Here is a 21,222-nt window from a genome sequence, read left to right on the forward strand (position 1 = left end):
CCATGGCGGTTTCGCGCTTTAGGCCGACGCAAGCTTCAGCCCTTCGGCGGCGGCGGTGCCAGGACGGAACGGTCGCCGTTGTGCTCAGGCGGGCTGACCACGCCGGCCGCCTCCATCGCCTCGATCAGGCGCGCGGCGCGGTTGTAGCCGATCTTCAGGCGACGCTGGACGCCCGAGATCGATGCGCGCCGACTCTCGGTGACGATCCGCACCGCCTCGTCGTACAGCGGATCGGACTCGTCCCCGCCCCCACCGCTCGATTCCGGCAGGCCGGTCGGGCCGACGACGACGCCGTCGCCCATCGTCTGGATTTCCTCCAGCACGCCTTCGATGTAGTCCGGACCGCCGCCGATCTGCTTGAGGTGTTCGACGACGCGATGCACCTCCTCGTCGCTCACGAACGCCCCGTGCACACGCTCGGGCATCGACGTGCCCGGCGGCATGTACAGCATGTCGCCGTGGCCGAGCAGCGTCTCCGCGCCCGACTGGTCGAGGATCGTGCGCGAATCGATCTTCGAAGACACCTGGAAGCCGATGCGCGTCGGGATGTTCGCCTTGATCAGGCCGGTGATGACGTCCACCGACGGTCGCTGCGTGGCCAGGATGAGGTGCATGCCGGCGGCGCGCGACTTCTGCGCCAGGCGCGCGATGAGTTCTTCGACCTTCTTGCCGACGATCATAATCATGTCGGCGAATTCGTCGATGAAGATGACGATGAAGGGCAGCGGCTCCAGCTGGCGCGGGGTTTCGCCGGCCTCCGCATTGGGGCGGAACAGCGGGTCCATCATCGGCTGGCCGGCGTTGATGGCGTCGGTCACCTTCTTGTTGAAGCCCGACAGGTTGCGCACGCCGACGGCACTCATCAGCTTGTAGCGCCGCTCCATCTCCGCGACGCACCAGCGCAGGCCGTTGGCGGCCTCCTTCATGTCGGTGACGACCGGCGCGAGCAGGTGCGGAATGCCCTGGTAGACGCTGAGCTCCAGCATCTTCGGGTCGATCATCAGGATGCGGACGTCCTTCGCGGACGCCTTGTAGAGCAGCGACAGCACCATCGCGTTGACCGCGACCGACTTGCCCGAACCGGTGGTGCCGGCCACCAGCAGGTGCGGCATGCGCGCGAGGTCGGCCACCGTCGGCCGGCCGGCGATGTCCTTTCCGAGCGCGAGCGTGAGGGGGCTGCCGGCCTTGTCGTACTCCTTCGAGCGCAGCAGCTCGGAGAGGTAAATCATCTCCCGATTGACGTTCGGGATCTCCAGGCCGATCACCGACTTGCCCGGGATCACGTCGACCACACGCACAGACTTTACTGAAAGTCCGCGCGCTATGTCCTTGTCCAGGCTGGAAATCTGGCTGACCTTGATGCCCGGCGCGGGCTCGATCTCGAAGCGCGTGATCACCGGGCCCGGGTAGGCGCCGACGACTGCCGCGTCGATGCGGAAGTCCTTGAGCTTGAATTCGATCTGCCGCGACAGCGTTTCCAGCGTGTCCGGGTCGTAGCCCTTCGGCTGCGGCTTGGGATCGTCGAGTAACGCCAGCGGCGGGATGCCGGTCCCGTTGGGCACGTGGAAGAGCGGGATCTGCTGCTCGCGCTTGGCGCGTTCGCTCTTCTCGACCACCGGCGCCGGCGGCGGCTCGATCTTGACCGGCGCGCGCTTCTCGCGCTTCTCGGTCTCGACCTTGCGGACCTGCTCGCGCTCCTCCCGGAGTACGCGGACTTCGTTCCAGGTCTCGGCCTGTTTCGCACTGCGGCGGAACGTGCGCGACACGAACGGCCCGGCGGCCATGACGAGGGCGCCGATGCGGTCCATGACGGCCAGCCACGACAACCCGGTGGCCAGCGTGACCGAGGTGAGCAGCAGGGCGAGCAGGAACAGATTGCCGCCGAGCTGCCCCAGCCCACGGCCCAGCGAGCGGCCCACGAGGCGACCGAGGATGCCGCCCGCGCGCGTCACCTCCACGCCATCGCCGCCCAGCCGCAGGTGCAGCAGGCCGGTCATCGCGATCAGGAACGCGACCAGCCCGACCAGGCGAAGCGCCGGCGTGAGGTCGGTGGTTTCGGTGTCCGGCTCCGTCTGGAACAGCGCGATCCAGGCGATCGAGCCGAGGATCAGCGGCAGCAGGTAGGCGGTGTAGCCGAAGAGGTTGAAGAGAATGTCCGCGATCACCGCACCGACGCTGCCGCCGAGGTTGTGCAGCGGCGCCGTCACGGCCCCCGAACTCGTCCAGCCCGGATCCTGCGGGGAATAGGTGAAGAGCGTCGCGACCAGATACAGCAGCGCCGGCGCGATGAAGATCATCGCGATGTCGCGCGCCATGCGCTGGCGTCGTGGAGACGCCGGCGGGCGCGGTGCTCGGGCGGCCGTCGCGGCCTTCTTTCGGGTAGCGGCTGGCGCCTGCGCCACGTGAGAGTTCGCCTCAGCTGGTGCGTCTTAGTCGTTGAATATACGTGAAAACCGGCGTCGCATACGGCCGACGCCGGTCTCCGGAGGTCGCGAAATCGCGACCGGTACCGCGGATTGTCCCGATCGCCGTCTCAGGCGGTCAGAGCGCCATGCCCTGCAGCGCCGGATGGACGATCCGGCCGCCCTCGACGTTGATGCCGCGGGTGAGCGCGGCGTTGTCGCGCCAGTTGCCCGAGGCCAGCTTGTTCACCCACGGCAGGATGGCCGCGCAGATCGCCTGCGACGAGGTCTGCGGCACGGCGCCCGGCATGTTCGTCACGCAGAAGTGGGTCACACCCTCCTCCACGTAGGTCGGCTCCTTCCAGGTGGTCGGGCGCGACGTCTCGAAGCAGCCGCCCTGGTCGATCGCGATGTCGACGACGACCGAACCGTCCTCCATGCCCTTCAGCATCTCGCGCGTCATCACGTGCGGCGCCTTCGCGCCGGTGACGAGCACGGCGCCGATCACGAGGTCGGCCGACGCGACTTCACGCGCGACGACGTCGTGGTACGGATACAGCGCGGTGACGTTGTTGCCGAGGCGCATCATTTCGTCCATGCGGTCTTCGCGCATTTCGAAGACCGTGACGTTCGCGCCGCCAGCCGCGGCGAGCGCCGCCGACGCGCCACCGGCACGGCCCGCGCCGAACACCACGACCTTGCCGCGCTCCGTCGCCGACAGCCCGCCGAGCAGCTTGCCCTTGCCGCCCATGGGCTGGTGCAGCAGGTGCGTGCCGACCTGCACGCCGATCTTGCCGGCGATGACGGACATCGGCGCCAGCAGCGGGAGGTCGCCGTTCGGCAGTTCCACGGTCTCGAACGCGACGCCGGTCAGGCCGATGTCGAGCAGCTGCTTCGTCAGCGCCGGCTCGGCGGCCAGGTGCAGATAGCAGAACAGCAGGTGGTCCTTGCGCAGGTGTTGCAGGTCGCCGGCGATCGGCTCCTTCACCTTCACGATCAACTCGCCCTTCTCGTACAGGGCGGCCTGGTCCGGCGCGATCCTGACGCCGAGGCGGGTGTATTCGTCGTCCTTGAAGCCGCTCTTCAGGCCCGCGCCCTGCTCGAGCCACACCTCGTGGCCGCGCTTGACGAGGTCGCCGGCGGCGGCCGGCACGAGCGCGACGCGCCCTTCGAGGGTCTTGGTTTCCTTGGGTACACCGATGCGCATTGCTGTCTCCGTGGCGCCTGCGGCCACGGCGGCTGCAAAGGGCGCGGGTCTTCGGGATGAGTCGCGGTGTTTCGTCACCGCGCCTTGTGCTGCCGTCATGCGACCGCCAAGCTATGGCGCTTCCTGTCGTGCACGGCGGCGGAATGATCGGCCTGCGGGCCCATCGATCCGCGTGCCGGAATGCACGCATCACATAACGCGCCATTATATCCATGACCCTTTCGAAGCATTCGCAGCTGATCATCCTCGGCTCCGGCCCGGCCGGCTGGTCCGCCGCCGTCTACGCGGCGCGCGCCAACCTCAAGCCGGTCGTCATCACGGGCCTGCAGATGGGCGGGCAGCTGATGACCACGACCGAGGTCGACAACTGGCCGGGCGATCCCCATGGCCTGATGGGTCCGGACCTGATGGCGCGCATGCAGGCGCATGCCGAGCGCTTCAACACCGAGGTGCTGTTCGACCACATCCACACCGCGGACCTCGCCAGCCGGCCGTTCCGCCTGGTCGGCGACAGCGGCGAATACACCTGCGACGCGCTGATCATCGCGACCGGCGCGACCGCCAAGTACCTCGGGCTGCCGTCGGAAGAGGCCTACAAGGGTCGCGGCGTGTCGGCCTGTGCCACCTGCGACGGGTTCTTCTACAAGGACCAGGACGTCGCGATCGTCGGCGGCGGCAACACCGCGGTCGAGGAAGCGCTCTATCTCGCCAACATCGCCCGCAAGGTCTACCTCGTGCACCGTCGCGACACGCTGCGCGCCGAAAAGATCATGCAGGACAAGCTGTTCGCGAAGATCCAGGCGGGCAAGATCGAGCCGGTCTGGCACCACACGGTCGACGAGGTACTCGGCAACGAAGCGGGCGTCACCGGTCTGCGCGTACGCTCGGTGCTGGATGATTCGACCCGCGACCTGCCGGTGCACGGCTTCTTCGTCGCCATCGGCCACACGCCCAATACCGCGCTGTTCGAAGGCCAGCTGGCCATGCGCAACGGCTACGTCACCGTGCAGTCCGGCATCGAGGGCAATGCGACGGCGACTTCGACCCCCGGCGTGTTCGCCGCCGGCGACGTCGCCGACCAGGTCTACCGCCAGGCGATCACGTCGGCGGGTTCGGGCTGCATGGCGGCGCTGGATGCCGAGCGCTACCTCGACAAGGCCGGCTGACCCCCGCGCCCGAGTGCGCCCATGAGCCTGCGCGCGCGCTGGCTCTCGCGGCTCGACGAGGTCGACGCCGCCGCGTGGGACGCACTGGCCGGGACGGCGAATCCATTCGTCCGGCATGCCTTCCTGTCCGGCCTCGAGGCCACGGGTTGCATCCTGGCGGGGCTGGGCTGGACGCCCCGCCATCTCACGCTGTGGAACGGCGACGTCCTGGTCGCCGCGGCACCCTGCTACGTCAAGTCGAATTCGCATGGCGAGTTCGTGTTCGACCACGCCTGGGCCCATGCCTACGCGCGCTACGGCCTCGACTATTTTCCGAAGCTGCTCTGCGCGGTGCCCTACTCGCCCGTCACCGGCCCGCGCCTGCTCGCGCATGATCGCGAGGGTCGCGAGGCCCTTCTGCTAACGCTGCGCGCGGCCTGCGATGACGGCTACTCGTCCGCGCACGTCAACTTCCACGACGCGGACGAGGAGGCAGCCTTCGACGACGCCTGGCTCGCCCGGGTCGACGTGCAGTACCACTGGCACAACACGGCCGGCTGGCGCGACTTCGACGCGTTCCTGGGCGCCATGGACCACAAGCACCGCAAGAACATCCGGCAGGAGCGCGCGAAGGTGGGTCGCGCCGGGATCGTGTTCCGCGTCGTCCACGGCGACGAGGCGAGCGAGGATGACCTGATCGCGATGTACGGCTTCTACCGGCAGACGTTCGCCGAGTATGGCAACCGGCCGGCTATCACGCTCGCGTTCCTGCGCCATCTCGCGGCCACGATGCCGCGGGCGCTGGTCATCGTCCTTGCCGAGCGCGAAGGCCGTCCGATCGCCGGCGCTCTTTGCCTTCGCGGCGCGGACACGCTGTTCGGCCGCTACTGGGGCGCGATCGAGCACCATCCGGGCCTGCACTTCGAGACCTGCTACTACCAGGGCATCGAGTACTGCCTGCGCGAAGGGCTTGCGCGCTTCGAGCCGGGTGCGCAGGGCGAGCACAAGCTCGCGCGGGGCTTCCTGCCGACCATCGTCCGCAGCCGGCACTGGATCGCCGAGCCCGCCTTCCGCGACGCGCTCTCCCCGTGGTGCGCCGACGAGCATCAGGCGGTGCTGGGCTTTGCCCGCGGGCTGTCGGCCAGCAGCCCGTTCCGGGAAGCGACGGCGTGAGCCCGCTTCCGATCGCGCGGCTGGGCGTCGATCCGGCCGCGCGGTTCCCCGATCCGGCCCGCGCGTTGAGCGAGCCCGACGGTTTGCTCGCCGCCGGCGGCGACCTGCATCCGGTGCGCCTGCTCAATGCCTACCGCGCGGGCATTTTCCCCTGGTTTTCGGAAGGCGAGCCGCCGCTGTGGTGGAGTCCCGATCCACGCACGGTCTTCCGCACCGACCACGTCGCGACGTCGCGGCGTTTCCGCCGCGGCCTCCGACGAAGCGACTGGGTGCTCCGCGCCGACACCGCATTCGACGCGGTGATCGAGGCTTGCGCGGGCATCCCCCGGCCCGGCCAACGGGGGACGTGGATCACGCCCGCGATGCAGGCCGCCTACATCGAGTTGCATCGCCTTGGGCACGCCCACTGCGTCGAGGCGTGGTCCGGCGAGGCGCTGGTCGGCGGCATCTACGGCGTGGCGATCGGCCGGATGTTCTTCGGCGAGAGCATGTTCAGCCGTCGGCCCGACGGCTCGAAGGTGGCGATCGCGGGCCTCGCGCACCGGCTGCACGGTTGGGGCTGGCCGCTGATCGACGCGCAGGTCGAGAACCCGCATCTGCTCGCGCTCGGCGCGGAGCGGTGGGAGCGGCCACGATTCCTGCAGGCGGTCGCCACCCTGACGGCCGACGCCGGCGCAGCCGGGGCGTGGACGGCGCGATTCGGCGAACTGCCCGCGTGCGAGCTCGCCGACCCGGTCGCCTGACGGCCGCTTTTGCGCGTATTCACGCCCGCGTGGCACAATCCACCGCTTAACGAGCCCGCTCCGGACTCCAGAGACCCATCAGGAACCCATGGCAAAAGACGACGTGATCGAATTCGAAGGCACCGTGTCGGAGACTCTTCCGAACACGATGTTCCGCGTTCGCCTCGAAAACGGCCACGAGATCATTGCCCACATCTCCGGTCGCATGCGGAAGAACTACATCCGCATCCTCACCGGCGATCGGGTCAAGGTCGAGATGACTCCGTACGACCTCACCAAGGGCCGCATCACCTACCGCATGAAGTAACCGCGGCGATGCAGGCATGAAATAGGCGGCCCGAAGGCCGCCTTTTTCGTTCCGGGCTCCCGTCAGTTCTCCACGGTTGCCGGCAGCAGGCGCTCCGGCTCGGCCTGCGCGTCGACCACCAGCTTGTCGTCGCGCACGTCGACCGTCACCCGGCCGCCGCTCACCAGCTTTCCGAACAGCAGCTCGTCCGCCAGCGGACGCTTGATGTTCTCCTGGATGATGCGGGCCATCGGGCGCGCACCCATCTGCGGATCGAAGCCGTGCTTCGCGAGCCAGTCGCGCGCTTCCGGCGTGGCCGAGAGCGTGACGTTCTTCTCGTGCAACTGGGCCTCCAGCTCGATGATGAACTTGTCCACCACGCGCAGGATGTGGTCCATCCCCAGCGGCTGGAACTGCACCACCGCGTCGAGCCGATTGCGGAACTCCGGGGAGAAGCTGCGGCGGATCACCTCCATCGCGTCCGAGGCGTGGTCCTGCTTGGTGAAGCCGATCGAACGGCGCGAAGCCTGGGACGCACCCGCGTTGGTCGTCATCACCAGGATCACGTTGCGGAAATTCGCCTCGCGACCGTTGGTGTCGGTCAGCATGCCGCGGTCCATGACCTGCAACAGGATGTTGAAGATGTCCGGATGCGCCTTCTCGATCTCGTCGAGCAGCAGCACGCAGTGCGGCGTCTTGACGATCTTCTCGGTCAGCAGGCCGCCCTGGTCGAAGCCGACGTAACCCGGGGGCGCGCCGATCAGGCGGCTCACCGAATGCGCTTCCATGTATTCCGACATGTCGAAGCGCACCAGCTCGATGCCGAGCTGCATGGCGAGCTGCTTGGTGACTTCGGTCTTGCCGACGCCGGTCGGGCCGGCGAACAGGAAGTTGCCGATCGGCTTGTCGGGGCTGCCGAGACCGGAACGGGCGAGCTTGATCGCGGACGTCAGCGAGTCGATCGCCGGGTCCTGGCCGAAGATCACCATCTTCAGGTTGCGCTCGAGATTGCGCAGCACGTCCTTGTCGGTGGCCGTGACCTGCTTGGCCGGGATCCGGGCCATCTTGGCGACGATGCGCTCGACCTCTTCCACGTCGATGATCGCCTTGCGTTCGCCCTCGGGCAGCAGGCGCTGGCGGGCGCCCGCCTCGTCGATGACGTCGATGGCCTTGTCCGGCAGCAGGCGATCGCCGATGTGCTTCACCGACAGGTCGACCGCGGCCTGGATGGCGTCGTCGTCGTAGCTGACGCCATGGTGGGCCTCGTACTTGGGCTTCAGGCCCTTGAGGATCTCGACCGCCTCGCTCACCGTCGGCTCGACGATGTCGATCTTCTGGAAGCGACGCGCCAGCGCGCGGTCCTTCTCGAAGATGCCGCGGTATTCCTGGAACGTGGTCGAGCCGATGCAGCGCAGCTCGCCCGACGACAGCGCCGGCTTGATGAGGTTGGACGCATCCATCGTGCCGCCCGACGCCGAACCGGCGCCGATGATCGTGTGGATCTCGTCGATGAAGAGCACCGCGCCCGGAATCTTGCGCAGCTGCTGCAGGACGGACTTCAGGCGCTTTTCGAAATCGCCGCGGTACTTCGTGCCCGCGACGAGTGCGCCCAGGTCGAGCGAGTAGATCGTCGCGTCCTGGAGCACCTCGGGGACATCGCCGTCAACGATGCGCTTGGCCAGGCCTTCGGCGATCGCCGTCTTGCCCACGCCGGCCTCGCCCACGTACAGCGGATTGTTCTTGCGGCGACGGCAGAGCACCTGGATGGTGCGCTCGACTTCGTCGGCACGGCCGACGAGCGGATCGATCTTGCCCTCGCGCGCCTGCTGGTTGAGGTTGGTCGCGAACTCGGTGAGCGCGTCCGACTTGCCCTCGCCGTCGGCGCCTTCCGCGCTGCTGCCCTGCCCGTCCTCGCGGCCGGACTCTTCGCCGCCCTGCTTGCTGATGCCGTGCGACAGGTAATTGACGACATCCAGGCGGGCGATGTCCTGCTGGTTCAGGAAATAGACGGCGTGCGAGTCCTTTTCGCCGAAGATCGCGACGAGCACGTTCGCGCCGGTCACTTCCTTCTTGCCGGACGACTGCACGTGGTACACCGCGCGCTGCAGGACGCGCTGGAACCCCAGCGTCGGCTGCGTATCGCGGTCGCTGTCGTCGGAGAGCACCGCCACCGACGTGGCGATCGCCTCGTCGAGCTCGCGGCGCAGTCGCGGGACGTCGGCGTCGCAGGCGCGCAGAACGCCCTCCGCCGACGGGTTGTCGAGCAGTGCCAGAAGCAGGTGCTCGACGGTCATGAATTCGTGGCGAGCCTCGCGGGCGCGCTTGTAGCACTGCCCGATGCTGTACTCGAGATCCTTGCTGAACATGGTGGAGGCCTCCGAAGCGTCTGCGATGCTAGATGGGGTCCGGCACCGCGGTTTAAACCGCTTTTAGGCCTGTTCCATCGTGCACAGCAAGGGATGCTGGTTCAGTCTTGCGTATTCGTTCACCTGCGACACTTTCGATTCGGCAATCTCGCGCGTGAAAACCCCGCAAACGCCGCGCCCGCGGGTGTGCACGTGGAGCATGACCTGGGTCGCTTTTTCGATATTCAGCGCGAAAAAACGCATCAGGACGTCGACGACGAAATCCATCGGCGTGTAGTCGTCGTTCAGCAACAGGACGGAGTACATCGGCGGCGGCGCGACTTCGGGCCGGCCGGTCTCGACGGCGAGGCCGTGCTGACCGTGATGATCGTGTTCGTGCGGGATGTGCTTCGGCATCGAGGCAGTATAAATCCCGGCTCGTGGACGACCGCCGCGAACGGCCGGCAGAATGCCGCTTCGCATCATTGGACCCGATCATGCCGGCGACCTTCCGCCCGACCGTTCCCGAGCTGGCACTGTGCATTCCGCCGATCGCGCAGCCTGCGACCGCCGTCGTGGGGCGCGACGCCCGATGACCGCCGACCCCCGCTTCTGGCAGCCGGACGTCACCGTCGCCACGGTCGTCGTCGACGGCGGCCGCGTGCTGGTGGTCGAGGAGCGCGTGGAGGGTCGGCTGGTGCTGAACCAGCCCGCCGGCCATCTCGAGCCCGATGAGCCGATCGTCGACGCCGCCATCCGTGAAACGCGCGAGGAAACCGGCTGGGACGTGCGGCCCACCGCGTTCGTCGGCGCGTACCAGTGGAAGGCGCCGTCCGTCAGCCTCGGCGGCGCGGAGCGCACCTACGTCCGCTTCGCCTTCGTCGCCGAGCCGTTGCACTTCGATCCGGCGCGCGAGCTCGACGAGGGCATCGTGCGCGCCGTCTGGATGACGCCCGCCGAGCTGCGGGCGGCGTCGTCCCGCCATCGCAGCCCGCTGGTATGGCGGGTGGTCGAGGACGCACTGGCCGGGCGGCGCTATCCCCTCGAGCTGGTGCGGGCGCTGGGCTGATGGCGGTGGCCCGCACCATCGTGGGCATGTCGGGCGGCGTCGATTCGTCGGTCGCGGCGCTGCGCCTGCGCGACGCCGGCGAGCCGATCGCGGGCCTCTTCATGTCGAACTGGGCGGACGACGGCAGCGGCGAGTGCCGCGCGGAGGACGACCGCCGTGATGCGGTCGCGGTGTGCGGCCGACTGGGCATTCCGATCCATTTCCGCGATTTCTCGGGCGAATACTGGGCCGGCGTCTTCGAGCACTTCGTCGCCGAGTACGCCGTGGGCCGCACGCCCAACCCCGACGTGCTCTGCAACCGCGAGATCAAGTTCAAGCATTTCCTCGACGCCGCGCGCGAGCTCGGCGCCGAGCGCATCGCGACGGGACACTACGCGCGCGTGGCGCACGCGCACGACCGCTGGCGCCTGCTGCGCGCCGTCGACCGCAGCAAGGACCAGACCTACTTCCTGCACCAGCTCGGCCAGCCGCAACTGGCGTCCACCCTGGTCCCGCTGGGCGAGCTGCCGAAGGCGGACGTGCGACAAATCGCCGCCGCGGCCGGTCTGCCGACGGCCGCCAAGAAGGATTCCACCGGGATCTGCTTCATCGGCGAGCGCGACTTCCGCGACTTCCTCGGCCGCTACCTGCCCGCGCGCGAGGGCGAGATCCTGACCCCGGCCGGCGAACGCGTGGGACGCCACCCCGGCGTCTTCTTCTACACGCTGGGCCAGCGCGAAGGCCTGCAGATCGGTGGCGTGCGCGGCCGGCCCGCGGCGCCGTGGTACGTGGTGGGCAAGGACGTTGCCTCGAACGTGCTCTACGTCGAACAGGGCACCGACAACCCGTGGCTGATGTCCACCCGGCTGTTGACCGGTGCCGCGCACTGGATCGCGGGTGCGCCGCCGGCGGCCGTGTTCGAATGCACCGCGCAGACGCGCTACCGCCAGAATGACGAGCCGTGCCGCGTGCAGGTGCGCGAAGATGGCCGCCTGGCGGTCGCGTTCGCGCGGCCACAGCGCGCGGTGACGCCCGGGCAGTCGCTCGTGCTCTATGCCGGCGACGAATGCCTCGGCGGCGCCGTGATCGATGCCACCGACGCGCCCCTCGACTCCCTTCCGGACGCCGCATGACCCGTACCACGTCGGAAATCGCCGCCTCGATGGCCACGGTCGAACCGATCTACGACCGCGTCGTGGCGCTCGCCGGGCTCCTGCAGGCGCTGGCGCAGGTGCGCCGCGTCGCCGACACCGGCGAGGCGAACGAGGACATCCTCGCCACGTGCATCGACTCGCTGTTCCGCTTCGACGCCCGCACCACCGCCGACGTCTACGGCGGCCTGGAGAACGTGCGGCCCGGCCTGCTGCTGCTGCGCGACTACCTGTCCGGCGCCAATCGGGACGAGCAACTCGCTCGCCTGTCGCTGGCGGTGATGCAGCTGGAGCGACGCTTCGTCCGCGATACATCGATGACGGATCGGGTGCGTCGCGGGCTGCAGGAGATCCAGTTCCAGGCCGAGCGCGAAGGCCCCACGCACCCCGAGGTGCTCGCCCCGATCGGCCAGCTTTACGCGAAGACGCTGAGCACGCTCCGCCCGCGCGTGCTCGTGCAGGGCAACCCGCACTATCTCGGGCAGCCGGCGGTGGTCGCGGAAGTACGTGCCGCCCTGCTGGCGGCGGTCCGTTCGGCGGTGCTGTGGCGCCAGCGCGGCGGCAGCCTCTGGGATCTGGCGCTCCAGCGCCGCCGGATGCTGGCGGCCGTGGACGCGCACCTCGGCTGAGGCTGCCGGAAGGCGGGCGGATACGGCATAATTAGCCGGTTTTCCGCGGTGATTCGTTCCGGACGGCCCCGGGCCTCCGATGCAGACCGCCGTGCCCCTGCCGCCTCCCTGGAGCCCCCATGGCCGACTCCTTCGCCACACGCGCGCAGCTTGCCGTCAACGGCAAGTCGTATACCTACTTCAGCCTCCCGACGCTGGGCCAGCGCTTCAACCTCGCGCACCTGCCCTACTCGATGAAGATCCTGCTGGAGAACCTGCTCCGGCACGAGGACGGCGTCACCGTGCTGCCCGAGCATATCGAGGCGGTCGCCACGTGGGACCCGAAGGGCGAGTCGGACACCGAGATCGCCTTCATGCCCGCGCGCGTCGTGCTGCAGGACTTCACCGGCGTGCCGTGCGTGGTTGACCTCGCCGCGATGCGCGATGCCGTCACCAAGCTCGGCGGCTCGCCGTCGCAGATCAATCCGCTGATCCCGTCCGAGCTGGTCATCGACCACTCGGTGCAGGTCGACGTCTACGGCCGCCCGGACGCGGCCGACATCAACGGCCAGATCGAATTCCAGCGCAACATGGAGCGCTACAGCTTCCTGCGCTGGGGCCAGAAGGCGTTCGACAACTTCAAGGTCGTGCCGCCGAACACTGGCATCGTGCACCAGGTGAATCTCGAGAACCTCGCGCGCGTGGTCGTCGAGCGTGACGTCAACGGCGAGCTGCAGGCGTTCCCGGACACCGTGTTCGGCACCGACTCGCACACCACCATGATCAACGGCATCGGCGTGCTCGGTTGGGGCGTCGGCGGCATCGAGGCCGAGGCCGCGATGCTCGGCCAGCCGTCGTCGATGCTGATTCCGCAGGTCGTGGGCTTCAAGCTCAAGGGCGCGCTGCCGGAAGGCACGACCGCGACCGACCTCGTTCTCACCGTCACGCAGATGCTTCGCGCCCTGGGCGTCGTCGGCAAGTTCGTCGAGTTCTTCGGCGAGGGCCTTCAGCACCTGCCGCTGGCCGACCGCGCGACGATCGCCAACATGGCGCCGGAATACGGCGCGACCTGCGGCATCTTCCCGATCGATGCCGAGGCCGTGAACTACCTGCGCCTGTCGGGCCGTCCGGACGAGCAGATCGCGCTCGTCGAGGCCTATGCGAAGGCGCAGGGCCTGTGGCACGACGTCGGCACGCCGGAAGCGTCGTACTCGGCCGTGCTGGAGCTGGACCTCGCCGACGTCAAGCCCTCGCTTGCCGGTCCCAAGCGCCCGCAGGACCGCGTGCTGCTCGAGAAGGTGAAGGACAACTACAACGCCAACCTCGGCGGCCTGACCGCCAACCGCGAGGCGAAGAAGTCCGAGCTCAAGCGCTTCGACAGCGAAGGCGGCGACCAGCCACAGGCGGAGCACCTGGCCGCCAAGCCGCGCTCGCGGATCCGCATGAAGGACCAGGACGTGGAGCTCGGCGATGGCGCCGTCGTGATCGCCGCGATCACCTCCTGCACCAACACGTCGAACCCGGCGGTGATGCTGGGCGCCGGCCTGCTCGCGCGCAACGCCGCGCGCATCGGCCTGAAGACCAAGCCGTGGGTCAAGACCTCGCTCGGCCCGGGCTCGCTGGTCGTCACCGACTACCTGCGCAAGGCGGGCGTACTCGACGACCTCGCGACGCTCGGCTTCGACGTCGTCGGCTACGGCTGCACCACCTGCATCGGCAACTCCGGCCCGCTGCCGGACGAGGTCTCGCGCGGCATCGCCGAGAACGACCTGGTGGTGACGTCGGTGCTGTCCGGCAACCGCAACTTCGAGGGCCGCGTGCATCCCGAAGTGAAGATGAACTACCTCGCCTCGCCGCCGCTGGTGGTGGCGTACGCGCTCGCCGGTACGGTCGACATCGACCTCACCACCGAGCCGCTGGGCACGGGCAGCGACGGCCAGCCGGTCTACCTGCGCGACATCTGGCCGTCGAACAAGGAAATCGGCGACACCATCGCCGCGACGATCGGCCCGGAGCTGTTCAAGCAGAACTACGCCGACGTGTTCAAGGGCGACACGCGCTGGAACCAGATCGCCTCGCCGGAAGGCGAGTCGTTCGCCTGGGACTCGGCGTCGACCTACATCAAGAACCCGCCCTATTTCGACGGCATGTCGATGCACGTCGGCTCGATCGACGACATCGCGGGCGCGCGCGTGCTCGGCCTGTTCGGCGACTCGATCACGACCGATCACATCTCGCCGGCGGGCAACATCAAGAAGGACTCGCCCGCGGGCCGCTACCTGATGGAGCGCGGCGTGCAGCCGACCGACTTCAACAGCTACGGCAGCCGTCGCGGCAACGACGACGTGATGGTGCGAGGCACGTTCGCGAATATCCGCATCAAGAACCTGATGCTGGGTGGCGAGGAAGGCGGCAACACGCTGTACTTCTCGGGCGACGCGCAGCCGGAAAAGCTGGCGATCTACGACGCCGCGATGAAGTACAAGGCGGCGGGCGTTCCGCTGGTCGTGTTCGCGGGCAAGGAATACGGCACCGGCTCGTCGCGCGACTGGGCGGCCAAGGGCACGAACCTGCTGGGCATCAAGGCGGTCATCGCCGAGAGCTTCGAGCGCATCCACCGCTCGAACCTGGTCGGCATGGGCGTGCTGCCGCTGCAGTTCAAGCCCGGCGAGAACGCGAAGGTGCTGGGTCTGGACGGCTCGGAAACCATCGCGGTCGAGGGCCTGAAGGACGGTGCGAGCAAGACCGCCACCGTCGTGGCGCGACGCGCGGACGGCTTCGAGAAGCGTTTCGAGGTCCGCGTGCTGTTGCTCACGCCCAAGGAAGTCGAGTACTTCCGCCACGGCGGCATCCTGCACTACGTGCTGCGCCAGCTGGCCGGCCGCAAGACGGTCTGACGTTCGCCCGCTGCGGCGGGCGCGGCGTCACAGCGACGGGGTGCTTCGGCGCCCCGTCGTCGTTTGGGCCGGGCTGGCGCCGGCGCCGGGCGGCGGATGGCCGCGCTGCATCGCGCCTTGCGACCGCTGCGAGGCCTATGTTCCAATCGAACGACCGTACGCTGCCGCACCGTGGCTGCCTTCGACGGGGCGAACCAAGGGGAAAATCGAATGACGCTAGACCGGCCCTGGCTGGCGAGCTATCCCGCCGGTGTACCGGCCGAGATCGACGTCGACGAGTATCCGTCGATCGTCGCCGTCCTCCAGACCGCGATCGAGAAATACCGCGACCGGCCCGCGTTCTCGAATCTCGGCAAGACCCTGTCGTACGCCGACATCGACACGCTGAGCGCGCGTTTCGCGGCGTACCTGCTGGGCGAGCTGAAGCTCAAGCGCGGCGATCGCGTCGCGATCATGATGCCGAACTGCCTGCAGTACCCGATCGCGCTGTTCGGCACGTTGCGCGCCGGGCTCACGGTGGTGAACGTCAATCCGATGTACACCGCGCGCGAGCTGCACCACCAGCTCGTCGACGCCGGCGCCGTGGCCATCCTGGTGATGGACAACTTCGCGCACACGGTGCAGGAGGTGCTGCACGAGACGCCGCTGAAGCACGTCATTACGACGGCGCTCGGCGACTGCCTCGATTTCCCGAAGCGTTCCGTCGTCAACTTCGTGGTTCGCTACGTCAAGAAGATGGTGCCGGATTACGACATCCCGCACGCCGTGCGCTTCAACGACGTGATCGAGGCCGGCGCAGGCCTGCCGTTCGACGATGCCGGCGTGGACATCGGTCCCGAGGACATCGCGTTCCTGCAGTACACCGGCGGCACCACGGGCGTCGCCAAGGGCGCGATGCTGACGCATCGCAACCTCGTCGCGAACATGCAGCAGGCCGCAGCCTGGATCGGCACCAACGTCAGCTACGGCGAGGAAACCATCATCACCGCGCTGCCGCTGTATCACATCTTCGCGTTGACGGCGAACGGGCTCGTCTTCATGAAGTTCGGCGGCCACAACTACATGATCACGAACCCGCGCGACATGCCGGGCTTCGTGAAGGAGCTCCGCCACACCCGGTTCACGGCGATTACCGGCGTCAACACGCTCTTCAACGGCCTGCTGAACACGCCGGGCTTCGACAAGATCGATTTCTCCGCCCTGCACCTGACCCTCGGCGGCGGTATGGCCGTGCAGCGCTCGGTTGCCGAGCGCTGGAAGCAGGCGACCGGTTCCACGCTGGTGGAGGCCTACGGCCTGACCGAGACGTCGCCCGCCGCCTGCATCAACCCGATGGACCTGCCCGAGTACAACGGCGCGATCGGCCTGCCGATCCCCTCCACCGACGCGTGCGTCAAGGATGACGAAGGCCGCATGCTGCCGGCCGGCGAAATTGGCGAGCTGTGCATCAAGGGCCCGCAGGTGATGCGCGGTTACTGGAACCGCCCGCAGGAGACCGCCAACGTCATCGATGCGGACGGCTGGCTGCACACCGGCGACATGGCGCGGATGGACGATCGCGGCTTTTTCTACATCGTCGATCGCAAGAAGGACATGATCCTGGTGTCCGGCTTCAACGTGTACCCGAACGAAGTGGAAGACGTCATCGCGATGATGCCGCAGGTGCTGGAGGTCGCAGCTGTCGGCGTGCCGGACGAGAAGTCGGGCGAGGCGGTCAAGGTCGTGATCGTGCCGAAGGACCCGTCGCTCACCGCCGAGCAGGTGATCGCGCACGCGCGCGAAAACCTGACGGGTTACAAACTGCCGCGCTACGTCGAGTTCCGCAAGGAATTGCCGAAGACCAATGTCGGCAAGATCCTGCGCCGCGAACTGCGGGTGCCTGCAACGGCGTGATGGATTTACGTCGCGTCTGACGTGCCCGGGCCCGCCTCGCGCGGGCCTGTCTTTTGCATGCGCGCGCGGGGTGTACGATCGACCGGTGGGCACCACCCGATCGCCCGCGCCCACCGGCATCCGCGGGCGGTTCCCTATTGAGGACCCGCATGATGAGCACGAACGAACCGCTGTACCGCGCCCGCACCTACCCCACCGTCCGGGTCGAGACCGACGCAGGGGGAAGCCAATGGCTCTTCATGCACGCGGATCACGCGACGGGCGTGCGGCCCTGCTTCCGGCGCGAACTGATGCACGACATGTGGTCGATGCTGTCGGAGGTCAACGCACCGCAGCCGCGCGCGTCGACCAGCCCGCTCCGCCATGTCGTGCTCGCGTCCGACGCGCCCGGCGCGTTCAATCTCGGCGGCGACCTCGCGTTGTTCGCGAGCCTGATCCGTGCCGGCGACCGCGAGGGACTCATGGATTACGCGACCCGGTGCGTCGACGGCGTGCACCTGCTGCACGACGGACTGGGCGGCGACGTGCGCAGCATCGCGCTGGTCCAGGGCGATGCCCTCGGCGGCGGCATGGAACTGGCCCTCGCCTGCCAAGTGATCGTCGCCGAGGAAGGCACCGAGATGGGCCTGCCCGAGGTGCTGTTCGGCCTGGTCCCCGGCATGGGCGCCTATTCGTTCCTGAGCCGGCGCGTTTCGCCGCAAAAGGCGGAACGCCTGATCCTCGAGGGCCGGATCCTGCCGGTGGAAGAGCTGCACCGCATGGGCATCGTGGACATCGTGGTGCCGCGCGGCGAAGGCGAGCGGGCGGTCCGCGAACTGATCCAGCAGGAGCAGCGCGCGCCGCATGCGCACCTCGCGCTCAATCGCGTGCGGCGCCTCGCGCAAGCCGTGACCTACGACGAGCTGCTGTCGATCACCGCGGTCTGGGTCGACGCCGCGCTGGCGCTGGGCGACCGCTCGCTGCGCGCGATGGAGCGCATCGTGCGGGCGCAGGCACGCCGTTCGGCGCGCTGACCGGAATGGTTCAGTCGGAACGGGCCGCGGGATCGCCACGGGCGCCGGCGTCTCGGCGCGCGGTCAGCAGTTCGCGTCCCTGCGCGAAGCGTTCGCGCAGCGTCGAGAGCCGGCTTCGCCATTCGCCGGCGAGCTGCCAATCCGGCAGGCGCATCAGTTCGCCTGCCGTCGAGGCCAGCTTCACCAGCCCGACATTGCCGGCGACGCCCTTCACCGCGTGTGCGTGCTCGCGGACCTGCACCCAGTCGCTGCGCGCCGCGCAGTCGGCGATGTGCCCGATGCCGCGTTCGGCGTCGGCGAGGCACTCGGCCACGAAATCGCGTTCGAACGCGGCGCCCATGCCGATGGCCGCGAGCTCGTCGAGCACGGCGGGATCGAACACGGTGCCGTCGATGCGCTCGGGTGGCGGCACGGTCGCGGCCGCGGTGCGCGGGGCGGCGCTCCCGCCCTCGGCGATGTCGCTCAGCACGTCCAGCAGCTTGGCGGTCGACACCGGCTTGGCGAGGAATCCCCACGCGCCGGCGTCCTGACAGGCCTGTATCGCCGCGGGCGTGACGTCGGCGCTGAGGATCACGACGGGCGTGCGCACGTCGCTGCCAGCTTCGATCAGGCGCAGGTGACGCAGCATGTCCACGCCGCTCATGCCCGGCATGTGCAGGTCGGCGATCACCAGGTCGAAGCGCGCGTCGGCCAGCAGGTCGAGCACCTCCTCGCCGCCGTCGACGCAGGTCGACCGGTGGCCGGCCTTCTGCAGCAGGCGCTGCAGCACCATCCGGTTGGCGGCGTTGTCGTCGGCCACGAGCACGTGGAGGCTTCGGACCCGCGCGCGGTGGCGCAGGAAGGGATTGCTGAAGGCGATGACGTTCTCGCCCATCGCGTCGGCCGCGGGCTCGGCGGTCGTCGGAGCGGGATGCGAACCGGCCGCGGCAGGTGCCACGGGCTCGACCGGCTGGAACGGCAGCTGCACCCAGAAGCGGGTGCCCTGCCCTTCGACGCTCTCGAAGCCGATGGTTCCGCCCATGGCTTCGGTAAGGCCCTTGGCGATCGTCGTACCCAACCCCGTGCCGCCATAGCGGCGCGCGAGGCCGGCGTCGGCCTGCTCGAAGGCGTCGAAGAGCCGGCGGCGCATCGCATCCGGAATGCCGATGCCGGTGTCGGTGACGACGAAGCGCAGGCAGGTCCGGTGCTCGTCGTGCAGGACGCGTTCGACCTGAAGCGCGACCGAGCCGCGGTCGGTGAACTTCACGGCGTTGCCGACCAGGTTGATCAGCACCTGCCGGACGTGGGCCACGTCGCCGTGCACGCGCAGCGGCACGTCGGCCGCCACATTGGCCCGGAAGTCGAGGTACTTCGCCCGCGCCTGCGGCTCGAGGATGAGCCCGACACTCTCGACCAGCTCGCGCACGTCGATGTCGCCGGCGTGCAGCTTGAGCTTGCCGGCCTCGATGGCGGAAATGTCGAGGACGTCCTCCACCAGCGCCATCAGCGTGCGGGTGGAAGCCTGGATCGTGCCCAGGCATTCGCGCTGCTCGGCGTCGAGGTCGGTGGCCGCGAGCAGCTCGGTCATGCCCGCCAGGCCGTTGAGCGGCGTCCTGAACTCGTGCGACATGTTCGCGAGGAACCGGCTCTTCGCCTCGTTCGCGCGACGCGCCTCTTCCGTTGCCCGCGTCAGCGCCGCGAGCAGGCGCGTGAGGTACATCGGGATCGCGAGCAGTCCGATCAGCAGGCCGATGCCCAGCGGCAGGTTCTGCTGCCAGTACGGCGAGCGCGCGAGCACGAGCCCGAACGACACCAGCGCTGCGGCGATCGCGCCGATCAGGTACCGGCGACCGAACCGGAGCCCGTTGCCGACCGTCACCCACATGATCAGTACGTAGACCCACGCGATGGGCTCGCCCATGCGGATCATGGCGGCCGCCATCAGGCCGTAGTCGGCCGCCATGCCGAGTAGGCGTCGCGGATGGCTGCGGGCGGGCGAGAGCACCAGCCACGCCAGGATCGCCGCGCCGATGACGAAGCCGGCCATGACCATCGCCATGACGTCGTAATAGGCGCTCGAGCGCATCTCCTCGGGCCCGAGCAGCAGATACAGCAGCACCACGCCCAGTACGCCGATGCGCACCGCGGCCTGGCCGTGCTCGCTGTCGGCGCGCGCCGCGAGGCGCCGATGGACGCGACGCAGCCGCTCGATCATGTCAGTCGCCCCTGCGGCGTGCGGAAGCTCTCGCACAGCGCATCGAGCTGGCGGCGTGCCGACACCAGCACCTGCACGCATTGCGGATCGAACAGCCGGCCACGCTGCGCGTAGAGGTGCGCGAGTGCCGCGTCGATTTCCCATGCGTGCTTGTAGGGCTGCTCGGAGATCAGCGCATCGAAGACGTCGGCGACCGCGACGATGCGCGCCTCGATCGGGATCGCATCGCCGACCAGCCCGTTCGGATAGCCGCTGCCGTCGAAGCGCTCGTGGTGGTTGAGCGCGATCGTCGCGGCGAGTTCCAGGAAGGGCGTGCCGCTGCCGGACAGCAGGGAGTGGCCGATCTCGGGATGTCGCCGCACCAGCGCCAGCTCCTCGTCCGACAGCGGACCCGGCTTGTGCAGCACGGCGTCCGGCAGCGCGATCTTGCCGATGTCGTGCAGCGGCGTCGCCTGCTCGAGCTGCGCCGCCTCGTCATCGAACAGGCCGACGCCGCGCGCGATCAGGCCGGCGACCGCCGCCATGCGCTGCAGGTTGGGATGGCTTCCGCCGTCGCGGTATTCCACCGCCCGCGCGAGGCGCGTCAGCATCTGACGCTCGCGTTCGGCGATGTGCTGCAGCGAGGTCTGCAGGCGATGTTCGAGGGACAGCGCGCGCTGCTTCACCGTCTCCGACTGCTGGCGGAGTTGCAGCAGGTTGCGGCAACGCGCGCGCAACTCGCGCGGACGGACCGGCTTGACGAGGAAGTCGATCACGCCCGCATCGAGCGCGGCCTGGCGGATCGGTTCGTCGCCGACCACCGTCACCAGGATGATGGGGATGTCGCGGTGGCGCGGCAGGCGTCGGAAGCGCCGCGCGAATTCCAGCCCGTCGATGCCGGGCATTCGGTAGTCGAGAAGCAGCAGGTCCGGGTCGTGCGACGCGCACCAGTCCAGCGCGACCTGCGGTTCGCCGAAGTCGTGGACGCTCAGCTCCGCACCGATGTCTTCGATGATGTGGCGCAGCATGGTGCGCGCACTGCTCTGGTCATCGACGATGACGACGTTCATAGGACCATCCGCTGGCGTGCACCGGTACGGCGGCTCGGGACCGAGGATAGCGCGCTGCGGATGCCGTC

The 21,222-nt window shown here is 68.6% G+C and carries 16 protein-coding genes; 10 read left to right on the forward strand and 6 right to left on the reverse strand.

Annotated features, from left to right (window positions below; translation table 11 throughout):
• Window positions 1-35: 35 nt before the first annotated feature.
• Together E4F61_RS05895 and E4F61_RS05900 are read right to left on the reverse strand one after the other, a co-directional pair.
• Window positions 36-2,402, reverse strand: coding sequence for a DNA translocase FtsK (locus E4F61_RS05895; RefSeq protein ID WP_238382813.1), 2,367 nt, complete (start codon window positions 2,400-2,402; stop codon window positions 36-38).
• A 139-nt stretch (window positions 2,403-2,541) separates the two neighbouring features.
• Window positions 2,542-3,609, reverse strand: coding sequence for an alanine dehydrogenase (locus E4F61_RS05900; protein ID WP_133478740.1), 1,068 nt, complete (start codon window positions 3,607-3,609; stop codon window positions 2,542-2,544).
• A 212-nt stretch (window positions 3,610-3,821) separates the two neighbouring features.
• Between E4F61_RS05900 and trxB the strand changes: the two genes are divergently transcribed.
• From trxB to infA, 4 genes are all read left to right on the forward strand, one after another.
• Window positions 3,822-4,775 carry a thioredoxin-disulfide reductase gene (gene trxB / locus E4F61_RS05905; protein ID WP_133478741.1) on the forward strand — a complete coding sequence of 318 codons (954 nt, stop codon included), beginning with the start codon at window positions 3,822-3,824 and terminating at the stop codon, window positions 4,773-4,775.
• 21 nt (window positions 4,776-4,796) lie between these two features.
• Window positions 4,797-5,927 carry a GNAT family N-acetyltransferase gene (locus tag E4F61_RS05910; protein ID WP_133478742.1) on the forward strand — a complete coding sequence of 377 codons (1,131 nt, stop codon included), beginning with the start codon at window positions 4,797-4,799 and terminating at the stop codon, window positions 5,925-5,927.
• Window positions 5,924-6,670, forward strand: coding sequence for a leucyl/phenylalanyl-tRNA--protein transferase (gene aat / locus E4F61_RS05915; protein WP_133478743.1), 747 nt, complete (start codon window positions 5,924-5,926; stop codon window positions 6,668-6,670). Before E4F61_RS05910 ends, aat begins: the two co-directional genes overlap by 4 nt.
• An 88-nt stretch (window positions 6,671-6,758) precedes the next feature.
• The gene (gene infA, locus E4F61_RS05920) at window positions 6,759-6,977 is read left to right on the forward strand and encodes a translation initiation factor IF-1 (RefSeq protein WP_027083105.1); all 219 of its coding nucleotides are present in this window, start codon (window positions 6,759-6,761) and stop codon (window positions 6,975-6,977) included.
• Window positions 6,978-7,039: 62 nt separating this feature from the next.
• On the opposite strand, the gene clpA is transcribed toward infA, so the two are convergent.
• Together clpA and clpS are read right to left on the reverse strand one after the other, a co-directional pair.
• Window positions 7,040-9,322, reverse strand: coding sequence for an ATP-dependent Clp protease ATP-binding subunit ClpA (gene clpA, locus E4F61_RS05925; protein ID WP_133478744.1), 2,283 nt, complete (start codon window positions 9,320-9,322; stop codon window positions 7,040-7,042).
• Between the two features lie 63 nt (window positions 9,323-9,385).
• Window positions 9,386-9,718, reverse strand: coding sequence for an ATP-dependent Clp protease adapter ClpS (clpS, locus tag E4F61_RS05930; RefSeq protein WP_133478745.1), 333 nt, complete (start codon window positions 9,716-9,718; stop codon window positions 9,386-9,388).
• A 175-nt stretch (window positions 9,719-9,893) separates the two neighbouring features.
• Between clpS and E4F61_RS05935 the strand changes: the two genes are divergently transcribed.
• From E4F61_RS05935 to E4F61_RS05960, 6 genes are all read left to right on the forward strand, one after another.
• Complete coding sequence (locus E4F61_RS05935; RefSeq protein ID WP_133478746.1) at window positions 9,894-10,370, forward strand: NUDIX hydrolase; 477 nt, start codon at window positions 9,894-9,896, stop codon at window positions 10,368-10,370.
• On the forward strand, window positions 10,370-11,482 hold the full coding sequence (mnmA, locus tag E4F61_RS05940; RefSeq protein WP_133478747.1) for a tRNA 2-thiouridine(34) synthase MnmA: 1,113 nt from the start codon (window positions 10,370-10,372) through the stop codon (window positions 11,480-11,482). The genes E4F61_RS05935 and mnmA overlap by 1 nt, the downstream gene beginning before the upstream one ends.
• 29 nt (window positions 11,483-11,511) lie before the next feature.
• Window positions 11,512-12,129 (forward strand): high frequency lysogenization protein HflD, encoded by a 618-nt coding sequence (gene hflD, locus E4F61_RS05945; RefSeq protein ID WP_133478763.1) that lies wholly within the window; start codon window positions 11,512-11,514, stop codon window positions 12,127-12,129.
• Between the two features lie 119 nt (window positions 12,130-12,248).
• On the forward strand, window positions 12,249-15,005 hold the full coding sequence (acnA, locus tag E4F61_RS05950; RefSeq protein WP_133478748.1) for an aconitate hydratase AcnA: 2,757 nt from the start codon (window positions 12,249-12,251) through the stop codon (window positions 15,003-15,005).
• 210 nt (window positions 15,006-15,215) lie between these two features.
• Entirely contained in the window at window positions 15,216-16,898 is a 1,683-nt protein-coding gene (locus E4F61_RS05955; protein ID WP_133478749.1) for a long-chain fatty acid--CoA ligase, read from the forward strand.
• 152 nt (window positions 16,899-17,050) lie between these two features.
• The gene (locus E4F61_RS05960; RefSeq protein ID WP_133478750.1) at window positions 17,051-17,911 is read left to right on the forward strand and encodes a crotonase/enoyl-CoA hydratase family protein; all 861 of its coding nucleotides are present in this window, start codon (window positions 17,051-17,053) and stop codon (window positions 17,909-17,911) included.
• A gap of 10 nt (window positions 17,912-17,921) precedes the next feature.
• Here E4F61_RS05960 and E4F61_RS05965 read toward each other — a convergent pair whose 3' ends face one another.
• Window positions 17,922-20,105 carry an ATP-binding protein gene (locus E4F61_RS05965; protein ID WP_133478751.1) on the reverse strand — a complete coding sequence of 728 codons (2,184 nt, stop codon included), beginning with the start codon at window positions 20,103-20,105 and terminating at the stop codon, window positions 17,922-17,924.
• Window positions 20,102-21,202 carry an HD domain-containing phosphohydrolase gene (locus E4F61_RS05970; protein ID WP_425480116.1) on the reverse strand — a complete coding sequence of 367 codons (1,101 nt, stop codon included), beginning with the start codon at window positions 21,200-21,202 and terminating at the stop codon, window positions 20,102-20,104. Before E4F61_RS05970 ends, E4F61_RS05965 begins: the two co-directional genes overlap by 4 nt.
• Between the last annotated feature and the right edge of the window lie 20 nt (window positions 21,203-21,222).

The sequence above is a fragment of the Cognatilysobacter segetis genome (assembly GCF_004359965.1).
In the GTDB taxonomy this organism is placed as follows: domain Bacteria; phylum Pseudomonadota; class Gammaproteobacteria; order Xanthomonadales; family Xanthomonadaceae; genus Cognatilysobacter; species Cognatilysobacter segetis.

Excerpts from the sequence above, each read along its gene's own strand:
- clpS (WP_133478745.1), bottom strand. The coding sequence starts at position 9,718 with ATGCCGAAGCACATCCCGCACGAACACGATCATCACGGTCAGCACGGC.
- acnA (WP_133478748.1), top strand. The coding sequence starts at position 12,249 with ATGGCCGACTCCTTCGCCACACGCGCGCAGCTTGCCGTCAACGGCAAG.
- E4F61_RS05900 (WP_133478740.1), bottom strand. The coding sequence starts at position 3,609 with ATGCGCATCGGTGTACCCAAGGAAACCAAGACCCTCGAAGGGCGCGTC.
- mnmA (WP_133478747.1), top strand. The coding sequence starts at position 10,370 with ATGGCGGTGGCCCGCACCATCGTGGGCATGTCGGGCGGCGTCGATTCG.
- E4F61_RS05935 (WP_133478746.1), top strand. The coding sequence starts at position 9,894 with ATGACCGCCGACCCCCGCTTCTGGCAGCCGGACGTCACCGTCGCCACG.
- clpA (WP_133478744.1), bottom strand. The coding sequence starts at position 9,322 with ATGTTCAGCAAGGATCTCGAGTACAGCATCGGGCAGTGCTACAAGCGC.
- E4F61_RS05965 (WP_133478751.1), bottom strand. The coding sequence starts at position 20,105 with ATGATCGAGCGGCTGCGTCGCGTCCATCGGCGCCTCGCGGCGCGCGCC.
- E4F61_RS05910 (WP_133478742.1), top strand. The coding sequence starts at position 4,797 with ATGAGCCTGCGCGCGCGCTGGCTCTCGCGGCTCGACGAGGTCGACGCC.
- infA (WP_027083105.1), top strand. The coding sequence starts at position 6,759 with ATGGCAAAAGACGACGTGATCGAATTCGAAGGCACCGTGTCGGAGACT.
- E4F61_RS05955 (WP_133478749.1), top strand. The coding sequence starts at position 15,216 with ATGACGCTAGACCGGCCCTGGCTGGCGAGCTATCCCGCCGGTGTACCG.
- E4F61_RS05960 (WP_133478750.1), top strand. The coding sequence starts at position 17,051 with ATGAGCACGAACGAACCGCTGTACCGCGCCCGCACCTACCCCACCGTC.
- trxB (WP_133478741.1), top strand. The coding sequence starts at position 3,822 with ATGACCCTTTCGAAGCATTCGCAGCTGATCATCCTCGGCTCCGGCCCG.
- hflD (WP_133478763.1), top strand. The coding sequence starts at position 11,512 with ATGGCCACGGTCGAACCGATCTACGACCGCGTCGTGGCGCTCGCCGGG.